Raw genomic sequence first — 21,524 nt, 5'->3', positions numbered from 1 at the left:
GTGGCCTTTTCATGCCTGGGGCTGCCCGGAACTCCCCTCGACTTGATCACTTATAAGCTGGGCCAGGATCCGCACTGGTTCGGTCAAGGCCTGTCGAGGTCGATGCACCAGTCCGATATCGCGATGGAACGTATGGGGTCCAAGGTCGAGCGCACGGAGGCCTGCCGGCCATTGCCGATGGGACAGGGTCTGCGGAACGAGCGCTACGCCTACGCCATTTTCCACCAGCTTGATGATGGCCTCCAGTTCATCCAGCTCACAGACCTCTCGCACGGTGAAATGCATCTGCCGCAGGAAACGATCGACCTGCCTGCCGCCGAAGGACGACCGGTCGTACCGGACGAAGGGGTGGCTGGAGAGCAGTTCCGACCAGTCTTCCCCCGGCACATCACGGGGCACGATCAGGCGATAGGGCTCGAGCGCCAGGGTTGTCCAGCGCAGATCGCTCTGGAGCGAGAAGGGCGGGCGAATGATGACCGCCATATCGATTTCGCCGGCATCCACCAGGTTGACCAACTCCATCGACAAGCCCGGGATGACCCGCGTCCGACACTGTGGGCACTGTTGGTGGAACCGGGCCAGCGCGTCGGGCAGATAGGAGCGCTGGACGGAAGCAATGGCGCCGATATTGACCAAGGTGCTGGCAGGCAGTCCCACGGTGGCGGAGCCCAGGTTGTCGTAAAGGCGAAGCAGCTCTTGCGCCTGCAGGAGTATCTGGTGGCCCATCCGGTTGAGGTGGGCCGAACGGCCTTTCCTGTCGAAAATCTCGAAGCCGAGTTCGGCTTCCAGGCGCTGGATCTGGGCGCTGACCGCCGCCTGGGTGAGGCCGATCCTGTTCCCGGCGGCGGCGAACGTACCCTCCCGGGCTACGGCGACAAGGGTCTTGAGCTCTTTGATCATTCACAAATATTAGTTGTGCTTCTGAAAAATATATATTGATTTTTCTTGATGATTTTCCGGCCTACGCTCGTTCATCCACGACTATCAAATATTGGAGCGCTCATGAGCCTTTCGCCTTTTCACCTCGCAATCCCCGTTTATGACCTGGCTGCAGCACGAGCCTTTTATGGTGAAGTCTTTGGCCTGGAGGAGGGGCGTTCCAGCACCCAATGGGTCGACTTCAATTTCTATGGCCACCAACTGGTCATCCACGAGCACCCCAAGACGGCCTCGCAAGAGGACGTCCACAGCAATCCAGTCGATGGACACGACGTTCCCGTTCCGCATTTCGGCGTCATCCTGGGTTGGGATGCGTGGGAGGCCCTGGCCGAGCGCCTGAAGTCCTTTGGCACCGAGTTCGTGATCGAGCCTTACGTCCGTTTCAAAGGGCAGGTGGGCGAACAGGCCACCATGTTCCTGTTCGATCCTTGCGGTAACGCCCTGGAGTTCAAAGCGTTCAAGGATATGAGCCAGGTCTTCGCCAAATAATCAGCCGTTGCCGCTCGCTGATAAACCTGTGAAACAGTCGGCGCCAATACTTTGGCGTCCGCCTGTCTTATTTTCTATTGGATCCAATAAAAGAGCTTGTTGTTAACAAAATATTGACGATATCATTTCGCCACGCGAATGCACTCGCTTGCCGTTATACGAGCCCGAATGCTACTGACCTCGCCGTGAAGGGCTTATGAATCGGACAAATGATATTGACAACCTGATGAGCAGGTTCGGAGAGAGTGCGGCCAGCTATATCGAGATGGAGAATTCCTTCAATTACAAGGAATTGCCTGAATCTCCGGTACCTGCTGCATCTGGCGCTTTCGTGGCGACGGAAGAGTCGGCGGCAGCTATTGCTCCCGAGTCGGTCGAAACCGTGCAGCCGCTGTCCGAGACGATGGCGACGCCCGCTCATCCGCTGGACCGGCGAGTCGAGCCGGTGCTGGATGATCTGCTTGAGGCCACGTCGGTCGACGCGGCGGTATCCGAACCTGTTCCAGTCCCCGCCAATGCTGGTTCCCTGCGCTCCCTGCTGGCTGAAGTCGCGCTTGAGCGCCAGGCCGAGGCGCGTGCGCAGAACGAGGAGGCGTTACGCCGATCGATCCCGAACGGTTCTGTAGCGGTCACTCCGGCCCGGGTCATCGCGGTGGTGTCGCCCAAGGGCGGCGTGGGTAAAAGTACGCTCTGTGCGGCGCTGGCGGGCGCGCTCGGTGCGAAGGGGCGCAGGCTGGCCATTGATCTGGATCCGCAAAACGCGTTGCAATATCACCTGGGTGTCAGTCCGGATGTCGCAGGCATGGCCAGCGCCAGCCTGACCGGCGAATGCTGGAGCGGCTTGCTGCTCGATGGCATCGGCGGAACCCGCGTCCTGCCTTTCGGCCCGATCTCCGGGCAGGAGCGTCGTGCGCTCGAGCGTTTCCTCGAGGATGACACTCATTGGCTGGCGCGGCAGTTGGCGCGCATGGATCTGGCGGCTGACGATGTGGTGATTCTCGACACACCGCCCGGCCGCACCCTGTATCTGGAGCAGGTGCTCGATGTCGCCGACCAGGTGATCGTCGTCATCACGCCGGACCCGGCCTCGTTCATGACGCTGGATCCCATCGATCGATTGCTCGAAGGGCGTACCCATCAGGCCTGGCGTCGTGACTGTCACTATGTCGTCAACCAGTTCGATGCCTCGCGCACGTTCTGCCAGGACATGCTCGAAGTGCTCAAGCGCCGCTTGGGCAAACAATTGATCGGTGTCCTGCCGCTCGATCACGCCATCAGCGAAGGCCTCGCCTTTGGCGTCAACCCATTACTGGAAGATGAAGACTCGTCTGCACGGCAAGAAGTCCTGGCCATTGCCGATGCGCTGAAGTCACTTGTCCGGACCTCTGCATTGGCAGGTAGTCGCGCATCATGAGTCAATCCAACGAACAACATGAAGTGCCCGGCCGCCTGCAACGCTGGGCGCAAACCCTGGCCGACGGGTTCGAGAACCTTTCCCATGGGGTACGGCGCACCGTGCAGATCGGTGTCCTGCTGATCTCGGCTCTTTTGGCGCTGTTCATTATCACGGTGCCTTTCGACCTCCAATCACAGTGCTATTTCGCCGCAGGCTGTTTTGTCGCCGCGCTGATACTGCGCAAACAATCCGGCCGATTCCCGGTGGTGCTGCTGATCGGTCTGTCGCTGACGGCTTCGCTGCGCTACATGTACTGGCGGATCACCTCGACCCTGGGCTTCGACGATTGGCTCGACATCCTGTTCGGCTATGGCCTGCTGGCGGCGGAATTCTATGCGCTGATCGTCCTGATCTTCGGTTACCTGCAAACCGCCTGGCCACTGCGGCGCCAACCGGTGCTGATGAGTACGCCGCCTTCCGAATGGCCGGTGGTGGACGTGTTCATTCCGACGTACAACGAAGCACTGGATATCGTGAAGGTGACGATCTTCGCCGCCCAGGCGATCGACTGGCCGAAGGACAAACTGCGTGTGCACGTGCTCGACGATGGGCGTCGTGAAGATTTCCGGACCTTCTGCGACAGCATTGGCGTGAATTATCTGGCCCGTGACAACAATCGCCACGCCAAGGCCGGCAACCTCAATGAAGCGCTGAAAGTCACCGAGGGAGAGTTCGTCGCGATCTTCGATGCCGACCACGTGCCCACCCGTTCTTTCCTGCAAATCTGCGTCGGCTGGTTCGTCAAGGATCCAAAACTGGCGATGCTGCAGACGCCGCACTTTTTCTTTTCGCCAGACCCGTTCGAGAAGAACCTCAACACGTTCCGCTCCGTCCCGAACGAAGGCGAGCTGTTCTATGGCCTGGTCCAGGACGGCAACGACTTGTGGAACGCTACGTTCTTCTGCGGTTCCTGCGCCGTGATGCGCCGTACCGCGCTGATGGAAATAGGGGGCGTCGCGGTGGAAACCGTGACCGAGGATGCCCATACCGCCCTGAAGATGAACCGTGCCGGCTACAACACCGCCTACCTGGCGATTCCGCAGGCGGCCGGCCTGGCTACCGAGAGCCTTTCGCGCCACATCAGCCAGCGTATCCGCTGGGCGCGCGGCATGGCGCAGATCTTCCGGACCGACAACCCGTTGATGGGCCGCGGCCTGAAACTGGGGCAGCGGCTGTGCTACCTCAACGCCATGTTGCACTTCTTCTATGGTCTGCCGCGTCTCGCATTCCTGACGGCACCCCTGGCCTATCTGTTTTTCGGGGCGCAGATTTTCCACGCCTCGGCGTTGATGATCACCGCTTACGTGCTGCCGCACATCCTCCACGCCAGCCTGACCAACTCACGGATCCAGGGGCGTTTCCGGCACTCGTTCTGGAACGAGGTCTACGAGACGGTACTGGCCTGGTACATCATGGGACCGGTGCTCATGGCCCTGGTGAACCCCAAGTTCGGCGGTTTCAACGTGACCGACAAGGGCGGGATCATCGACCGCAAGTTTTTCGAGTGGAAACTGGCGCGTCCCTACATTGTGCTGCTGACTCTCAACGTCGCGGGCATTGCCTTCGGCCTCTGGCAATTGTTCCAGGGCGAGGAGGGCGCGATGACCACGATCCTCATCAACATGGCCTGGACGCTCTACAACGTCATCATTACCAGCGCCTCGGTGGCCGTGGCCAGTGAAACGCGCCAGGTCCGCAGCGAACCGCGCGTTGCCGCCGAACTGCCGGTGCGCATTGAGCTGGCGGATGGACGCACGTTCGACGGCATCACCCAGGACTTCTCGCAGAAGGGTCTTGGTTTCCGTCTGCCGGAGGGCGTGGAAATCGCCCAGGGCGAGCGCCTGCGCATGACGTTGTTCCGCAACCACCAGGCCAGTGTGTTCCCCGGGACCGTGATGTTCAGTCGCGGCGGTCTCCTGGGCGCCCAGTTCGACCGTTTGAGCCTGCGCCAGCAAAGCGAGCTGGTGCGCCTGACCTTCTCCCGCGCGGACACCTGGGCGTCGAACTGGGGCAGCCGACAGGTAGACACCCCGTTGGCTGCATTGCGCGACGTCGCTTTCATCGGCATGGGGGGGATCTACGAATTGTTCAAGGCCACCCTCGCCGAGCTGCAAAAATTCCTCTCTGCCCGCCGGCCGTCTTCCCAACCACTCGAAAACCTTATGGACAAGCAATGAGCGCTAAGCATTTTTCAGGCATTTTGGCTTCAACGTTGCTGGCCTTGAGTGGTGGCGCGGTATTCGCCGATACCGCACCGGCGGACGCAGGCAATGGCTACACCCTGACACTCAAGCAGTTGGGGCGCGCCTATCCGATGAACCTGCACGGTGTCGAAGCGACCGATAGCGTCAACTTTGACGTGCGGGCCGATCAGGTGGTGACCGGCGCGCATCTGACGCTGCAATACAGTTACTCGCCAGCGCTGTTGCCCGATCTGTCCCAGATCAACATCATGGTCAACGATGAAGTGGCGGCGAGTGTGCCGCTGCCCAAGGAAAACGCCGGCACGCTGCAAAAGCAGACGGTGGAGATTCCGCCGCAGTTGATCACCGAGTTCAATCGCCTGAGCGTGCAGTTCATCGGTCACTACACCATGAGCTGCGAGGACCCCCAGCATTCGAGCCTGTGGGCCAAGGTCAGCAATGACTCTTCGCTGCAGATCCAGACCTCGCCGCTGGCGTTGCCGAACGATCTTTCGCTGATGCCCGTGCCGTTCTTCGATCGGCGCGATGCCCGCCCCCTGGATCTGCCGATCATCTTCAGCGCCGCGCCGGACAATGGCACCCTCGAGGCGGCGGGTGCGCTGTCGTCCTGGTTCGGTGCCCTGGCGAGCTATCGCGGCGCGAGCTTCCGGGCCCAGCTCAATGAGCTGCCGGCCCAGGGCAATGGTGTGATCGTGCTCAGCGGCGACGCCTCTGCGCAGATTGGCGGATTGTCGATTCCTGCGCCGAAGGGGCCGACCCTGAGCATCCTGACCAACCCGAACGACGCCAACGGCAAGCTGCTGGTGGTGGCGGGGCGCAACACCGAAGAACTCAAGCTGGCCGCCATCGCGCTGTCGGTCGGTGGCCAGGCGCTGTCGGGCAGCACGGTGGTGATCAACCAACTCGATGTCCTCAAGCCGCGCAAGCCATACGATGCACCGAACTGGCTGCCCACCGATCGCCCGGTCAAGTTGGGTGAACTGATCGCGAGCAAGCAACTGAACGTTTCCGGGTACAACCCCGGCGACATCACCGTACCACTGAACTTCCCGCCGGATCTGTTCAACTGGCACCAGGACGGCGCACCGCTGAACCTGAAGTATCGCTATACGCCGCAGCCCAAATCCGTCAATTCGTCGTTCATCGTCAGCTTCAACGATGGTCTGATCAAGTCCGAGACCCTGCCTTCGGTGGAGCGTCTGGACAAGAGCCTGTTGAGCGCGATCAAGGACGAGACCCTGGTGCGCGACATGCGCGTGTTGCTGCCGCTCAATGCCGTTGCGCTGAAGTCGCGCCTGCAACTGCGCTACATGTACGACTACATCAAGGAAGGTGAATGCCGCGACATCATCATCGACAACATGCGTGGCAGCATCGACCCTGAGTCGACGCTGGACCTGACCGACTACGACCATTTCATGGCCATGCCCAACCTGGGTGTGTTCAAGGACGCTGGCTTCCCGTTCACCCGCATGGCTGACCTGTCGCAGACCGCCGTGGTGCTGCCGGACAACGCCGGCCTCGGTGACGTCAGCGCTTACCTGACCGTACTGGGTCGCTTCGGTGACTCCACCGGCTATCCCGCAACCGGCGTGACGGTCATCCAGGCGGCACAGGCGCCGACTGTTGCCGACAAGGACCTGCTGGTGATGGCGTCCGGCGCCAACCAGCCGTTGCTGACCCAATGGGCGGATCGTTTGCCGGCGGCCGGGACCGGCCAGCAGCAACGTTTCGAAGTGTCTGACCTGACCCTGCGCATACAGGACTGGCTCAGCTCCGATCCGGAAGCGAACCTGCGCAAGAGCCGCCTGGCCATGGCGTTCTCCGGTGGCCAGCCCAACACCTACCTGACCGGCTTCGAGTCGCCGCTCAAGAGTGGCCGCAGTGTCGTGGTCATTGCCGGGGGCGATGCTGCCGGCCTGGCCCAGGCCACTGAAGCATTGAGCCGTACGGACCAGGACGCTGGCGCCATTCAGGGCAGCCTGGTGGTCATCCGTGGCAAGGCGATCGAGCCGCTGGTGGCTGACGAGCAGTATTTCGTCGGCAGCCTGTCGCCGGTCAAGTACGTGCAATGGCTGATGTCGCGCCATGTGGGCTGGACGTTGCTGATGACGGCACTGGGCGTGCTGTTGCTGAGCGGCCTGGCCTATCTGGGGCTGCGTTCCAAAGCCAGGAAGCGACTGAGTGTCTGAGCGTGACCGTGAGACCGTATCGATGAACGTGCGTCGGACCTTGCCCGGCAGTTGGCTGCGCAGCACTGCCTGCGCCATGCTGGCTTCCCTCGTGTCCTTGACGTGCTTGCCGTCGTTCGCGACGGAGCCGACGTGTGCCGCCAAGGCCTGGCCCCTGTGGGAATCCTGGGCCACGCGCTACATCCAGGACGATGGCCGGATGTTGTCTTCCAGCATGGAGGCCAACCACAGCACGTCGGAAGGGCAGTCCTACGGCATGCTCTTCGCGCTGATCGGGAACGATCAGGCGCGCTTCGAGCACCTGTGGACCTGGACCCGCGCCAACCTGCTCGGCTCGGACCCCGCGACCCGCCTGCCGGGCTGGCTGTGGGGGCAGGGCAAGGACGGGCAGTGGCAACTCCAGGATGCCAACTCGGCATCCGACGCCGACCTGTGGATCGTCTATTCGCTGCTCGAAGCGGCGCGGCTGTGGCAGCGTCCCGAGTACCGGGTCGAAGCGCTGCAGTTGCTCAAGAGCATTGAGTCGAAACTGGTCGTCACGTTGCCGGGCCTCGGGAAAATGCTCTTGCCGGGCCCCGAAGGTTTCGTTCAGCCAGATCATCTGTGGCGCCTGAACCCGAGCTATCTGCCTCGGCCATTGCTCCTGCGACTGGCCAAAGAGCAACCGAAAGGGCCATGGAAGGATATCGCGGACAACACCGTCAAACTGGTCCGCAGTGCCAGCCCCAAGGGTTATGTCGCGGATTGGGTGGGTTATCGCGGGACTTCCGCGCAGTCCGGGCTGTTCGTGATCGATCCGATCAAGGGTGGACTGGGCAGTTACGACGCGATCCGCGTCTACCTGTGGGCAGGGATGACACCCAAGACCGATCCGGTGGCTCCAAAGCTCCTGGAAGCCCTGGATGGCATGGTTCAAAGCACGGCATCGACGGGTGTCCCGCCAGAAAAAGCCCAGGTGATGTCCGCTGCGGTCGATGGCACCGGGCCCTTCGGCTATTCGGCGGCGCTGGTGCCGTATTTCATTGCCAAGGGGCACCCCTGGTTGGCCGAGCAACAACAACGTCGCGCCCAGGACGGTATTGCTGCGGCATTCGCTAAAGGCAGCGACCAAGGTGCCGATCCTCTCTATTACAACGTCATGCTAAGCCTGTTCGGGTTGGGTTGGGCAGAGAAGCGTTACCAGTTCCGTGATGACGGAACGCTCACTTTGTCCTGGGAGACGTCATGCGCCCGCGCCGTTCCACGCTAGCTGTTGCAGTTTTCATTGCGCTGATCGCCTCCGGTGTTCATGCCGAAGGCACGGACATCCAGGCCCAACTGGTCGAACAGGGCCAGTACTGGCAAGCCCGCTCGAATGCGTCGCGCTCTGCCGAGATCTGGCAGAAAGTCCTGCGCCTGGATCCGAATCAGGTCGATGCCCTCTATGGCATGGGGCTGATCGGCGTCAAGCAGAACAAGCCGCAACAGGCCCAGGAATACCTGGCGCGCCTGCAAGCCTTGTCGCCGCAACCCTGGATGGCTCGTCAACTGGAGCAGGACATCGCGCTGGCCAGGCCGGACAACAAGGCGCGCCTGGATGAGGCCCGTCGCCTGGTCGACGCCGGTGAGCGCGACAAAGCGACCGACGTATTTCGCAAGATGTTCAACGGCCTGACCCCGGAAGGCACGGTAGGGCGAGAGTATTACAACAACCTGGCCTTCAATGCCGACGGCTGGGCCGAAGCACGCCAGGGCATGGAGCGCCTGCTGCGCGAAACCCCCGATGACGCGATCCTGGCGCTGTTCTATGGCAAGCAACTGATTCGCCACGAAGACAGCCGTGCCGAGGGCGCTCGGGTGCTCGCCAGGTTGACCAAGCGCGTGGAAATCGCCGGTGACGCCGATGAAAGCTGGCGTTTGGCGCTGGTCTGGATCGGCCCGCCGACGGCTGCCCAGGTGCCGTTGTTCGAAGAGTTCCTGAAGGCTCACCCGGACGACCAGGAAATCCGTGACCAGATGAACAAGGGGCACCAGAAAGCGGCTACCGCTGGCGGTTCCAGCTGGCAGCAGGACCCGTTGGTGGCCAGCGGCTTGCGGGCCTTGGAGAAGGGCGATCAGGCCGGCGCGGAAACGGCCTTCCAGGCGCGCCTCAAGGCCCGTCCGGATGACAGCGATGCCCTGGGCGGCCTGGGTGTGGTCCGTCAGCAGCAAGGCCGTTACCCCGAAGCCGAGCAACTGTTGACCCGGGCGATCAGCACCGGTGGCACTCGCTGGAAACCCGCCTTGAACGGCGTTCGCTATTGGGCGCTGTTGCAACAAGGCCGTGACCTGCAGGCCAAAGGACAGACCGCCAAGGCGACCGAAGCCGTCGCCCAGGCCATGCGGATGAATCCCAATGGCCTGGACGCTCGTCTGACCCTGGCCGACATCCAGGCCCAGGCCGGCCAGTTCGACAGCGCAGCCGCCAACTACCGTCAGGTACTGGCGAACCAGCCTGGCAACCCGCAGGCGATCCGCGGCCTGGTCAATGTGTTGTCGCAGACCGGGCAGGCCGATGAAGCCTTGAGCCTGTTGGACAGCCTGCCTGCCGCTGAACAGGCCAAGCTCGGCAACACCGGCCAGCTGCGTGCGTTGCGCTCCACCCAGATGGCCAGCGTGGCCGAGCAACGTGGCGATATCCGCAGTGCCCAGAACGCGTTGATCGATGCAGTGAACAGCGATCCGGAGAATGTCTGGACGCGTTTCAGCCTCGCGCGCCTGTATCTGAAAACCGGCGAATCGAAAAAGGCCCGTGACCTGATCGACGCCTTTCTCAAAAGTCACCCGGACAACGTCGATGCGTTGTACACCAGTGCTTTACTGTCGGTGGAAATGGAGCAGTGGAAAGACGCCCAGGCCACCATCAACCGGATTCCCGTCGACCGCCGCAGCGCGGATATGAACGAGCTGGCGGATCGAGTCACGTTGACCACGCAAATCAATCTGGCGGCCGCCATGGCCAAGCGCGGGCAGCGTCAGGAAGCCCTGGCTTTGCTCGATCGCCTGCAACCGATGGCCGCTCGTAGCCCTGAGCGCACGGCGACCTTGGCGTCGGCCTATGTCGACGCGGGCGATGTCGAGCAGGCGCTGTCGATGATGCGTTCGTTGCTGACCCAAGGCAGCGCGCCGTCCGCTGACCTGATGCTGCAATACGCCTCCTTGCTGCTGAAGACCGGCGACGACGCCCAGGTCAATTCCATCCTGAACAGCTTGCAGAACCAGCCGCTGAGCGTCGCGACCCGCAAGCGTTATGACGATGTGCTGTACCTGTACCGTATCCGTCAGGCTGACCGGTTGCGCGAAGGCGGTGATCTGGCGGCGGCCTACGACACCCTGGCGCCAGCGTTGGCCCAACGTCCGGGCGATGTCGCCGCGACCTCGGCACTGGCCAGGATGTACACCGCCAATGGCGACAACGCCAAGGCCTTCGACTTGTACAAACCCCTGCTCAAGCGCAACCCGAACGACCCGTTGGTGCTGTTGAACGCGGCCGATGCTGCCGTACTCGCCCACGACAACGGCTACGCGGAAAATGCCTTGGAACAGTTCATGGCGTTGCAGAACTACGATCCAGAATCGTTGACTGAAGTCGCACGCATCTACCGGGCGATGGGCAACAGCGGCAAGGCGACTGAAGTGCTACGTAAAGCGGTTGCCATCGAGCAGAGCGAGAAGCAACGCAGCCTCGCCGCCCAGCCTGGCGCAATGAGCGTGGCGGCGAACCCGTTCGCCGGCGGAGCAGGGCAGCGTCGGCAGGTCTTGCGTGCACCGGCGTCGGCCATCCCACCACCGGCGGAGGCCATTCTCAACGGCGGCGTCATGCTCGCCAGTGCCGATGGCGTGCCTGCCGATGCCTACCCAGGCCAGCCGCGGAACAGCGCTCAAGCGGCCTCCGTGCGCGGTACCGCGGTCGCCCAGGGCAACCCCTTCAATGCCCAGCCGCAACCTCGAACGGTAATGACCGTCGTCGATTCGACAAGCTCGGCTCAGCGTGCCCTCAACGATATTCTTCAGGAGCGCAGCGGTTACGTCGCCCAGGGGTTGAGCGTTCGCAGCAACAACAGCGAATCGGGCCTGAGCAAACTGACGGACGTTGAAACGCCGTTCGAAGTGAACGTACCGGCCGGTGATAACCGCCTGGCCGTGCGTATCACTCCCGTCGCGCTCACGGCCGGCAGTGTGAAGGGCGAGGCCGCCAGTCGTTTCGGCGGCGTCTCCAGCGCAACCTCCGGTATCGGTTCGCAGCGCGCCGAAGGCGTCGGCGTCGGGGTGGCGTACGAGCGTCCCGATGAAGGCATCAAGGCCGATGTCGGGACCACGCCGATCGGTTTCAAGTACACGACGGCGGTGGGGGGCGTGAGTGTCGATCGCCCGTTGGATAGCAACGCCAACGTCCGTTACCGCGTCGCGGCGTCGCGTCGCGCGGTCACCGACAGCCTGACGTCGTTTGCCGGTACCACCGACAAGCGTGCTGGCGGTGGATCGTGGGGCGGGGTGACCGCCAACGGTGTGCGTGGCGAACTGAGCTACGACGACTCGCAGGTCGGTGCCTACGGGTATGGCTCCGTGCACGAACTGGTGGGCCACAATGTCGAATCCAACACCCGGGGTGAGCTCGGTGGCGGCGTCTATTGGTACCTGGACAACACGCAGGACCACTCGCTCACCGTTGGCCTGAGCGCCACCGCCTTGGGCTACGAAAACAACCAGGACTTCTTCACGTACGGGCACGGCGGCTACTTCAGCCCGCAAAGCTATTTCGCCCTGGGCGTGCCGGTGACCTGGCAGCAGCGTACCGAGCGCTTTACCTATCAGGTCAAGAGTTCGGTGGGCATCCAGCACTTCCAGCAGGACGGCGCCGATTTCTTCCCGAACGACAGCGACCGCCAGGCGGCCAACGACTCGCGCTACGCCGGCCAGAGCAAAACCGGGGTGGGCTACAGCCTGGCGGCAGCCGGCGAGTACAAGTTCGGTTCGCGCTTTTTCCTGGGCGCAACGATCGGCGTGGACAACGCCAGCGACTATCAACAATTCAATGGTGGCCTGTATGCGCGCTACATGTTCGAGGACATGACGGGCAGCCCGATGGCGCTACCGGTCAGCCCTTACCGCTCACCTTATTCGAACTGATTCCCGGAGATACCTATGCCAGCCTCTGCCCTTGCCGGCCTGACCCTTCTGGTGCTCGGCGAAAGCCATATGAGCCTTGCGGACCACCTGATGGAGCCGCTCAATGCCGATCTCACCCGCCAGGGCGCGATCGTTCACTCCATCGGCGCCTGTGGCGCCAGCGCCGGCGACTGGTTGATCAGCAAGAAAGTCGACTGTGGCGCCGAGCAAAAGGGCACCGCCAAGATCGAGATCAAGGGCCGTGACGCGACCACCACGCCTATCGCCGAGCTGATCGCCAAGGACAAGCCCGACCTGGTCGTACTGGTCATCGGCGACACCATGGCGTCCTACGACAAACCGGCATTTCCCAAGGCCTGGGCCTGGCAGAGCGTGACCAGCCTGACCAAGGCCATCGCTGCCACCGGCACCAAATGTGCCTGGGTCGGCCCAGCGTGGGGCAAGGCCGGCGGCATGTACCAGAAGAACGATGCGCGTACCCAACTGATGTCGCAGTTTCTGGCCAGCAACGTCGCGCCTTGCACCTATATCGACTCGCTGACCTTCTCCAAGCCGGGCCAATGGGTCACCACCGACGGTCAGCATTTCACCGTGGCGGGTTACAAGGCCTGGGGCACCGCAATCGGCGCTGCACTGGGCAAGCTGCCGCCTGAAGCGCTGAGCAGCAAAGGGGCGAAAAAATGACCAACGCCAAGGTGCTGAGCGCGGCTGCGCTGTTGCTATCGAGCTTGAACGTGGTGGCGGCGGACATCCCGCTGTACCCGACCGGTCCCGCCGAAGATGCTGCGTTCATTCGCTTCGTCAACGGCAGCGCCGAGCCGATGCAGGTCATTGCCCAGGAAGGCCAACCGCCGCTGAAGCTGGACGCGGCGCAGCCGGCCTCGCTGTTTTTCCCGGTCACGGCCAGCAGCGCCATCAAGGGCACCCTGGTCAGCGGCGAGCAGCGCCTGGCGCTGGAAGTAAAAGCCGAGCCCGGCGAATTCGCCACCGTGGTCGCGCTTGCGGACGGCAAGGGGCTCAGGCAAGTGACCGTGCATGACATCCCGGACGACTTCAACGGCCTCAAGGCCTCGCTGGGCTTCTTCAACCTGGACAGCAGCTGCGTCGATGCCAGCCTGCGCCCCGCAGGTCGCACCGCCGATCTGTTCAAAGGCGTGACCGAAGGCAACCTGCAACGCCGCTCGATCAACCCGGTGAAGCTGTCGGTGCAACTGGTCTGCGCCAATGCCAATGTCGGCCCCGCGCTGGATCTGGGTGAACTGAAGGCAGGCGAGCGCTACAGCGTTTTGCTGCTGCCGACTGCCACCGGACCTCGCCTCCTGGCCGCCACGGACACGTTGTCCCACTGATCGGATTGCGCTGTCGCCATGGTTTTCGCCTCGCTCGAGTTCCTGACGCTGTTCCTGCCGGCCTTCCTGTTGATCTACGCCCTGGTTCCCCACGGCTGGCGCAACGGGGTGCTGCTGGCGGGCAGCTGGTTGTTCTACGGCTGGCTGAGCCCGCTGTTCCTGTCGTTGCACATCGTGCTGACCATCGTCGCCTGGGTCGGCGGCCTGCTGGTCGACCGTTCCCGCGAGGACGCCCGTGGGCGCTTGCGGCTGCTGGTCGCGCTGATCGTGTTCAACACCGCCGTGCTGTGCTGGTACAAGTACGCGAACATCGTCGCCGGCACCTGGAACGACCTGATCACCAGCTACGGCGCGATGCCGCTGGAATGGCAGAAAGTCGCGTTGCCGGCCGGGCTGTCGTTCATCGTGTTGCAGGCGATTTCCTATCTGGTGGATGTGCACCGCCACACGGTGCCGGTGGAACGCAGTTTCCTCAACTACGCCACCTACATTTCCATGTTCGGCCACTCGATTGCCGGCCCGATCATTCGTTATGACTGGGTCCGCCGCGAGCTGGTACAGCGCTGGTTCAACTGGCAGAACTTCTCCCTTGGTGCCCGTCGCTTCATGGTCGGCATGTGCATGAAGGTGTTGGTGGCCGACACCCTGGCGCCGTTGGTGGACGTGGCTTTCCATCTGGAAAACCCCTCATTCGTCGACGCCTGGATCGGTTGCCTGGCGTACTCGCTGCAATTGTTTTTCGACTTCGCCGGCTACAGCGCCATGGCGATCGGCCTGGGGCTGATGCTGGGGTTTCATTTCCCGGAAAACTTCAACCGGCCGTACCTGGCCAGCAGCATCCAGGACTTCTGGCGGCGCTGGCACTTGTCGCTGTCCAGTTGGTTGCGCGATTACCTGTACATTGGCCTGGGCGGTAACCGTCACGGTGTCTGGAAAACCTATCGCAACCTGTTCCTGACCATGGCCATTGCCGGGCTGTGGCATGGCGGTGACAGCTGGAACTACTTGCTGTGGGGGTCGGCCCATGGCGTGGCGTTGTGTGTCGACCGCGCCTGGTCGCGCTCGAACCTGCCGGCCGTCCCGCGTGCGTTGTCCCATGTGTTGACGCTGTTGTTCGTTTGCCTGGCCTGGACACTGTTCCGCGCCCCGGATTTCCACTCGGCCATGACCCTGTACGCCGGGCAGTTCGGCCTGCACGGGTTTGCCCTTGGCGATGCGCTGGCGGTGACGTTGCGCCCGGTGCATGGCCTGGCGGCGCTACTGGGGGTGGTGTGCGTGATCCTGCCGATCTGGCAGGTACGCTGTGAAAGACGACTGGCGGGCAATGTGTGGTTCGCATTGGCTGTCGCCCTTTGGCCCGTGGCCGGATTCCTGCTGTCGTTCGCTCTGATCGCCAGCCGTGAAGCCGTGCCTTTCCTGTACTTTCAGTTCTGATGACGACGCCAAAGAAGTCTGCGCCCAGCGCACCGCCACCCCCTAGTGATCTGGTTACCCGAACCAGCAAAATCTGCGGCTACACACTGATCGGCTTGCTCGGTGTCGGCTTGATCTCCTGCGGCTGGCTGTTGTTCAGCGGCAAGGTGCAAATGCTGCCGGCCAACCTGACCCGCGATGCGGTGGTGCATGGCGATGTCACCCACCGCATCGCCAAGCAGCTGTCCAACGCCTGGTTCCCGGAACAGGCCGCCAACCTGGAGCGCGGCGCCAGTTGGCTGCTGTTCCATGACACCGGGCCGCGGGTGCGTCCGGGTTGCCAGGGCTGGCTGTTCCTCACCGATGAGATGCGCATCAACCGCCATGCCCGGGCCAACGCCGAGGCCAAGGCGAAGGCAGTGATCGACGTCCAACGGCGACTGAACCAGCGCGGCATTCAATTGCTGGTGGCGGTGGTGCCGGACAAGAGCCGCATCGCCGCCGAGCAGTTGTGTGGCCTGGATCGTCCGACCGAACTGGCCCGGCGGGCGGAGGAGTGGACCAACACGCTGAGCCAGGCCGGGGTACCGGCGCTGAACCTGGCGCCGACGTTGCAGCCGCTGGGCGCGTCGGCTTACCTGCGCACCGACACACACTGGAGCGAGAGCGGCGCCAATGCGGCGGCCCGGGCAATTGCGCAACAGGTCCAGGGAATGGGTATTCGCGCCACGCCACAAAAGACCTTTGTAACCCTCACCAACCCGGCGGCCTTGCGTGCAGGTGACCTCGTGCATCTGGCCGGCATCGACTGGCTGCCGCTGAGCTGGCAACCCACCCCGGAAACCGTCGCGGCCACCCAAGTCAGCGAGCAGCCGCAAGCTGCCGAGAACGGCGGCGACAACCTCGACGATCTGTTTGGCGATGAAGGCCTGCCCAACGTCGCGCTGATCGGCACCTCGTTCTCGCGCAACTCCAATTTCGTGGGTTTTCTCGAACTGGCACTGGGCGCTCCGGTGGGAAGTTTCGCCAAGGACGGTGGCGAATTCTCCGGCGGCGCCAACCAGTACTTCAGCAACCCGGCTTTTCGGGATACGCCCCCCAAGCTGCTGATCTGGGAGATTCCCGAGCGTGACCTGCAGACGCCGTATGAGGTGATCGGGATGTTGGAGAAGGAGTGATGGTGATTGAGTTTCTCTTGCGGACTCAAAGCGTAGCACCGAAGGGGATGCAGAGGCAGATGTCTGATCTAATTCCAATATACTGTTGATTAACCGCAGATATACCTATTTAAGCCTTGTTTTAAGGGAATTAAGTTTTCTTACGCTGTGCTAGTCTTGACCTTATAGTGTTGTGAATTAGCAAGGGCTAAGGTAACGAGATACCCATTATGTTGGATTTAGGCTTCAGCAAGCCGGATGAGATCGTCAAGCGACTTTGCGAGCGCCTGCGCATGGAGCGGCTGGCTCAGCAGATGACGCAAGCCGAGGTCGCCGGGCGCGCAGGCATCGGGACTAATACCGTGTCCAATCTGGAGGCAGGGCGCAATGTCGGCTTCGAGAATGTCGTTCGTGTAGCAATGGTCCTGGGCCGCAGCAAGGAACTCGAAGGACTGTTCCTGCCTGTGCTGGACAGTATTGAAGACATTCGCCTCTACGAACACATTTCCAAGCGCCATCGTGCCACGAGGAAACCCGACAATGCTTGAGCAAGTCGACGTCTACTACGAAGGCTGGGGAGAGCGTTGGCTGTGGGGGACACTTGTGTCGACGACTGTCCTCAGCGGCCGACCGCAGATTGTGTTCGAGTACAGCAATGAGGCGAAGCTTCGAGGTCTGGAGTTGTCGTCCTACACACTTCCGTTGCAGGGCCCGCAGTTACGCAGGGGGTTCCCGTCCCATCAGTTGGGATTGCCCGGTCCGATCTATGACTCGCTGCCTGACGGTTGGGGTATGCTGCTGATGGACCGTTTGTTCAGGCGTCGTAACCTTAATACCGCACGCATAGGACCTCTGGAGCGGCTGTCCTATATTGGCGGCAATGCCATGGGAGCGATGTCATTCGAGCCCGTGGTTCCCGAGGGGCATGCGCCGCAAGCACATATCCCCCTCGATCTGCTCGCAGCCGAGGTGCAGGAAGTTCTCAAGGGGGAAGGCGGGGAGTTCCTGCAAAACCTGCTGCTGGTGGGGGGCTCTCCTCAGGGCGCCAGGCCAAAGGCCTTGGTCTATCGGGATCCTGAAGCCGGATCCTTTACCACCGCCGTCAAGCCAGGCTTCGAAGCGTGGCTGATCAAGTTCCCGGGCAAAGACGAACATCCCGAGGTCTGTGCCGTCGAAATGGTTTATGCCGAGTGCTTGCGTATATGCGGCATCCAGACGCCGGATACCGAGTACTTCAGTCTGCCCAACGGGCTGGCGGCGTTCGCGAGTAAACGGTTCGACCGTCTGTACGGTCAACGCGTGCCCATGCAGAGCCTTGCAGCCTTTACCGGAGCCGATTACCAATCACCGGGTGCCCTGGACTACGTCAACTTCCTACGTGCGACCCAGATGTGTACCAATGACGTGCGAGAGAAAGCGATCGCATTCGAGCGTGCAGTCTTCAACGTCGCATTCAACAACCGAGACGACCACCCCAAGAATTTTTCCTACCTGATGTCGCCGGCTGGCGACTGGAAGCTGGCCCCGGCCTATGACGTGACGTTCTGCGAAGGGCCGGGCGGCTATCACCAGATGGATGTAATGGGTGAGGCCTTGGCGATCAACCGGAAGGCCCTGCTCAGGCTTGCGGATGAAGCAGAGGTTTCATGGGAGAGGGCAAGCTCCATTATCGACCGGATTTGCAGCGTTGCCAGTCAGTTTGCAACCGTTGCCGAGAAGCTGTACCCACAAGCGATCACCCAGGAAACCTTGCGCATCATTCAAGGCCGGATCGATGACAATGTTGCCCTGCTTTGCTAACGATGACCGCTCCCTGTTACGTGTTCGCCGACGTACGGGCCAGCGTTACGCTGGCGTCTCCCAAGGCGGCTGAGTTCAAGTCCCCAGCACCAGGGCCGGGCCATCCCCCTCCGGCAACGCGATGGCTGAGTCCCCCGGCGTCAGAATGACCTTGCGGCAGTCCTCCTGCTTCTTGTCGAAAATCTCATAACCCTCGGCGGCCTGTTCCAGCGACATCCGGTGGCTGATAATGACCTCCGGGGCCAGGCGACCGGTCTCGATGTGGTCGAGCAACTCGGGGAGATAGCGTTGTACATGGGTCTGGCCCATCTTGAACGTCAGGCCTTTGTCGAAGGCATCGCCAAACAGGAAACCGTGGATGAAGCCGGCATACACCCCCGGCACGCTCACGACCCCGCCACGGCGGACGGCCGCGATGCACTGGCGCAGGGCTTTGCCGCTGCTGCCCTCAAGCTTGAGCGTGGCAAGCAGCGTCTCGGTGGTGCTGCCTTTGGCCTCGAAGCCCACCGCATCGACCACGCCGTCGACACCGCGCATGCCCTTGGTCTGGCGAATGATCGTGTCGGCGGGATCGTCATCTTCATCGAAGTTGATTGGAATCACGCCATAGGTTTGCTGTGCATAGGCGAGGCGATAGGGGTGATGATCGACCATGAAGATCTGCTCGGCGCCCAGCATCCGGGCGCAAGCGGCACTCAATAAACCGACCGGCCCGGCGCCGTAGATGGCGATACTCGAGCCGTTGCCGATCCCCGCATTGGTGACCGCCTGGAACGCGGTGGGCAGGATGTCCGAAAGAAACAGCACCTTCTCGTCCGAAAGAGTCCCAGGCACTTTGAAGGGGCCGGTGTTGGCCTTCGGCACCCGTACATATTCGGCCTGTCCACCGGGTACACCGCCATACAGATGGCTGAAGCCGAACAACGCTGCGCCGGGTGGGATGGCTTTCTTGTTGAGGATGGCACCGCGACCGGTGTTGGTCGTTTCACAGGCTGCGAACAGGTCCATCTGGCAGAAAAAACAGCTGCCGCAAGCGATCACGAATGGAATCACTACGCGGTCGCCGGGTTGAACGGCGGTCACTGCGGGACCTGCCTCTTCGACGATTCCCATGAACTCGTGCCCGAAGATGTCGCCATGCTCGACCGAGGGGATCTTGCCGCGGTAGAGGTGCAGGTCCGAACCACAGATGGCGGACGCCGTGACGCGCAGGATGATGTCATCGCTGTCCATCAGGATCGGGTCCGGGACCGTGTCGACTTTTACATTGTGCGCACCGTGGTAAGTGAGTGCTCTCATGACGTCCTGCCTCTCTCTGATTAGCATGCTGGTAAAGGGCAGAGGGAAGATGCCGGATGGAAGTTCAGAGAGATCTCGCGGTGCGGGGACTGGCGGTCATCGCGAAAGCGGTGGGGCAGTTTGGGTCGGTGTTGAGTGTACGGGCGCCATCGCGAGCAGGCTCGCTCCCACATGGGATCTGCGCCGCCCACAGACCTTGCAGCCACCCGGAAACCCTGTGGGAGCGAGCCTGCTCGCGATGACGATCGCCCGGCTAGCTGACAGCCGCCTGCTGAACCTTGCGATGCACCCACTGCGCCTCATCCTTGAGTTCCAGGACCTGCCAGTGAATATGCTCCAGCGAGGCGTTGTGCCCGACGCTGATCAGAATCGTCTCCGGCAGTGTCTGCTTGAGCAACTGATAGCAGCGCAGCTCGTTGGCCGCATCCAGTGCCGAGCTGCTTTCGTCGAGGAACAGCACCGTCGGGCGGGCCAGCAGGGCGCGGACGAATGCACAGCGTTGCTGTTCGCCGACGCTGAGGGTCTGGGCCCAGTCTCGCTCCTGGTCCAGTTGATCGCGCAGGTGTTGCAGGCCGACGTGCTCCATTACCCGGTGCAACGCGGCATCTTCTTCGGGCCGTGGCGGGTTGGGGTACCAGAGCGCCTCGCGCAGACAGCCCAGCGGTAGGTAGGGTTTTTGCGACAGGGTCAGCGCCCGCTCCCGGTCATAGCGGCTGGTGCCGCTGGCATGGGGCCATAGCCCGCTGATCGTGCGAAGCAAGGTCGATTTGCCGTAGCCGGACGGCGCGCTGATCATCAGGCTGTCGCCGGGCTTGAGCGACAGGTTGAAGCCCTTGAACAATTGCCGGCCGCTCGGCAGCCAGACGTCCAGGTCCTTGATATCGAGGCCGGCGGCCTGCTGCTCGAGACGGACCTCGGACTTGATTTCGAGGTGATCCAGGCGTTCCTGGAAACCGTTCAAACGGTCGATCACCGACTTCCATTCCGACAGTTCCGGAAACACGCTGACCAGGTAGGCGATGGCCGCGTGGACTTCGCCGAAGGCTGCGCTGATCTGCGTCAGGCGACCCAAAGGGAATGCGCCGGCGAAGAATTGCGGCGCCATGATGAACATGGGAATGACCGTGGCGCTGCGCAGGTAGAAGGTTGAATAGCCCATGATCAGCTTCTGCTTCTTGACCAGCGCCCAGAAATTCTCCAACGCCGCTTCCAGACGCTGGTTGAAGCGCTCGTTTTCCACCGCTTCGCCGCGGTACTGGGCCACCGAGTCGGCGTTTTCCCGCAGGCGGATGAGAGAGAAGCGGAAATCCGCTTCGCGCCGTTGTTGCATGAAGTTGAGGCTTGGCAAGGCGCGCCCCAGCCAGAACGCCAGGCCGGTGCCCAGCAGGGCATATACCAGTGCGATCCATACCAGCAGCCCCGGAATGACCACCGATTGGTCGTCGAACGGCACGCTGACCAGGTTCGACGCCTGCCAGAGAATATTCAGGAAGGAGAACAGCGACACCACCGACGTCAACAATCCCAGGCTCAATTTCAGCGACTTGACGATAAACAGGTCGATGTCTTCGGCGATCCGCTGGTCGGGGTTATCGACCTCGGTCTCGCTCAGCTTCAGCTTCTGGTAGCGCTGGCTGCCCAGCCATTGGTCGAGCATGTTTCGGGTGGCCCAACGGCGCCAGCGTATGGTCAGCTTCTGCTGGAAGTGGAACGCACCCACGGTAAACCCGGCCATGCCGACCTGCAGCAGGATGAATTGCAGGCTGCCGACGAGAAAGCCCTGATAGTCCAGGGCCTGCAACGCGTTGTAAAAATGCAGGTTCCAGAAATTGTTGAGGATGTTGACGCCCACCAGGCACAGGGTCATCAACACGGTGCCCAACAACAGCAACAGGGCCGGGTATTTTTCCTCGGATGTCCAGAACGGCCGCGCGAGACGCCAGAAAGTGCGGAGTGTGTGCATGTGATCTTGGTAAGCCCGGTCGCTGACGACGTTGAGTTTGCAGATGAGGAAGGATAGGATCAGCCAATGCTAATCGTTTGCATTAATTAGGGAAAGGGAGACCCGTCATCGAATT

The 21,524-nt window shown here is 62.0% G+C and carries 15 protein-coding genes; 12 read left to right on the top strand and 3 right to left on the bottom strand.

Going from position 1 to position 21,524, the window contains the following annotated elements; translation table 11 throughout:
- Window positions 1-9 precede the first annotated feature (9 nt).
- Window positions 10-900 (bottom strand): LysR family transcriptional regulator, encoded by an 891-nt coding sequence (locus N005_RS23770; protein WP_047703423.1) that lies wholly within the window; start codon window positions 898-900, stop codon window positions 10-12.
- Between the two features lie 102 nt (window positions 901-1,002).
- Here N005_RS23770 and N005_RS23765 point away from each other — a divergent pair, with 102 nt between their 5' ends.
- From N005_RS23765 to N005_RS23710, 12 genes are all read left to right on the top strand, one after another.
- The gene (locus tag N005_RS23765; protein ID WP_047703422.1) at window positions 1,003-1,428 is read left to right on the top strand and encodes a VOC family protein; all 426 of its coding nucleotides are present in this window, start codon (window positions 1,003-1,005) and stop codon (window positions 1,426-1,428) included.
- Between the two features lie 226 nt (window positions 1,429-1,654).
- Window positions 1,655-2,842 carry a cellulose biosynthesis protein BcsQ gene (bcsQ, locus tag N005_RS23760; RefSeq protein WP_230163920.1) on the top strand — a complete coding sequence of 396 codons (1,188 nt, stop codon included), beginning with the start codon at window positions 1,655-1,657 and terminating at the stop codon, window positions 2,840-2,842.
- The gene (bcsA, locus tag N005_RS23755; RefSeq protein ID WP_047703420.1) at window positions 2,839-5,061 is read left to right on the top strand and encodes a UDP-forming cellulose synthase catalytic subunit; all 2,223 of its coding nucleotides are present in this window, start codon (window positions 2,839-2,841) and stop codon (window positions 5,059-5,061) included. The genes bcsQ and bcsA overlap by 4 nt, the downstream gene beginning before the upstream one ends.
- Window positions 5,058-7,280, top strand: coding sequence for a cellulose biosynthesis cyclic di-GMP-binding regulatory protein BcsB (gene bcsB / locus N005_RS23750; protein WP_047703419.1), 2,223 nt, complete (start codon window positions 5,058-5,060; stop codon window positions 7,278-7,280). Before bcsA ends, bcsB begins: the two co-directional genes overlap by 4 nt.
- A 22-nt stretch (window positions 7,281-7,302) precedes the next feature.
- Window positions 7,303-8,529, top strand: a complete 1,227-nt coding sequence (gene bcsZ / locus N005_RS23745; RefSeq protein WP_081993336.1) for a cellulose synthase complex periplasmic endoglucanase BcsZ — start codon at window positions 7,303-7,305, stop codon at window positions 8,527-8,529.
- Window positions 8,505-12,428 (top strand): cellulose biosynthesis protein BcsC, encoded by a 3,924-nt coding sequence (locus tag N005_RS23740; RefSeq protein WP_047703417.1) that lies wholly within the window; start codon window positions 8,505-8,507, stop codon window positions 12,426-12,428. The genes bcsZ and N005_RS23740 overlap by 25 nt, the downstream gene beginning before the upstream one ends.
- A 15-nt stretch (window positions 12,429-12,443) precedes the next feature.
- Window positions 12,444-13,112, top strand: coding sequence for an SGNH/GDSL hydrolase family protein (locus tag N005_RS23735; RefSeq protein ID WP_047703416.1), 669 nt, complete (start codon window positions 12,444-12,446; stop codon window positions 13,110-13,112).
- Complete coding sequence (locus N005_RS23730) at window positions 13,109-13,777, top strand: alginate O-acetyltransferase AlgF (protein WP_047703415.1); 669 nt, start codon at window positions 13,109-13,111, stop codon at window positions 13,775-13,777. Before N005_RS23735 ends, N005_RS23730 begins: the two co-directional genes overlap by 4 nt.
- A gap of 18 nt (window positions 13,778-13,795) precedes the next feature.
- Complete coding sequence (locus N005_RS23725; protein ID WP_047703414.1) at window positions 13,796-15,211, top strand: MBOAT family O-acyltransferase; 1,416 nt, start codon at window positions 13,796-13,798, stop codon at window positions 15,209-15,211.
- The gene (locus N005_RS23720; RefSeq protein WP_047703413.1) at window positions 15,211-16,368 is read left to right on the top strand and encodes an alginate O-acetyltransferase AlgX-related protein; all 1,158 of its coding nucleotides are present in this window, start codon (window positions 15,211-15,213) and stop codon (window positions 16,366-16,368) included. The genes N005_RS23725 and N005_RS23720 overlap by 1 nt, the downstream gene beginning before the upstream one ends.
- A gap of 209 nt (window positions 16,369-16,577) precedes the next feature.
- The gene (locus tag N005_RS23715; protein ID WP_047703412.1) at window positions 16,578-16,895 is read left to right on the top strand and encodes a helix-turn-helix domain-containing protein; all 318 of its coding nucleotides are present in this window, start codon (window positions 16,578-16,580) and stop codon (window positions 16,893-16,895) included.
- On the top strand, window positions 16,888-18,147 hold the full coding sequence (locus N005_RS23710; protein WP_047703411.1) for a type II toxin-antitoxin system HipA family toxin: 1,260 nt from the start codon (window positions 16,888-16,890) through the stop codon (window positions 18,145-18,147). Before N005_RS23715 ends, N005_RS23710 begins: the two co-directional genes overlap by 8 nt.
- Window positions 18,148-18,222: 75 nt before the next feature.
- Here N005_RS23710 and N005_RS23705 read toward each other — a convergent pair whose 3' ends face one another.
- Window positions 18,223-19,446, bottom strand: a complete 1,224-nt coding sequence (locus N005_RS23705) for a zinc-dependent alcohol dehydrogenase (protein ID WP_047703410.1) — start codon at window positions 19,444-19,446, stop codon at window positions 18,223-18,225.
- A gap of 253 nt (window positions 19,447-19,699) precedes the next feature.
- Complete coding sequence (locus N005_RS23700; RefSeq protein ID WP_047703409.1) at window positions 19,700-21,409, bottom strand: ABC transporter ATP-binding protein/permease; 1,710 nt, start codon at window positions 21,407-21,409, stop codon at window positions 19,700-19,702.
- Between the last annotated feature and the right edge of the window lie 115 nt (window positions 21,410-21,524).

It is taken from the genome of Pseudomonas mediterranea CFBP 5447, from assembly GCF_000774145.1.
In the GTDB taxonomy this organism is placed as follows: domain Bacteria; phylum Pseudomonadota; class Gammaproteobacteria; order Pseudomonadales; family Pseudomonadaceae; genus Aquipseudomonas; species Aquipseudomonas mediterranea.
This window is presented reverse-complemented; position numbering and strand designations above follow the sequence as displayed.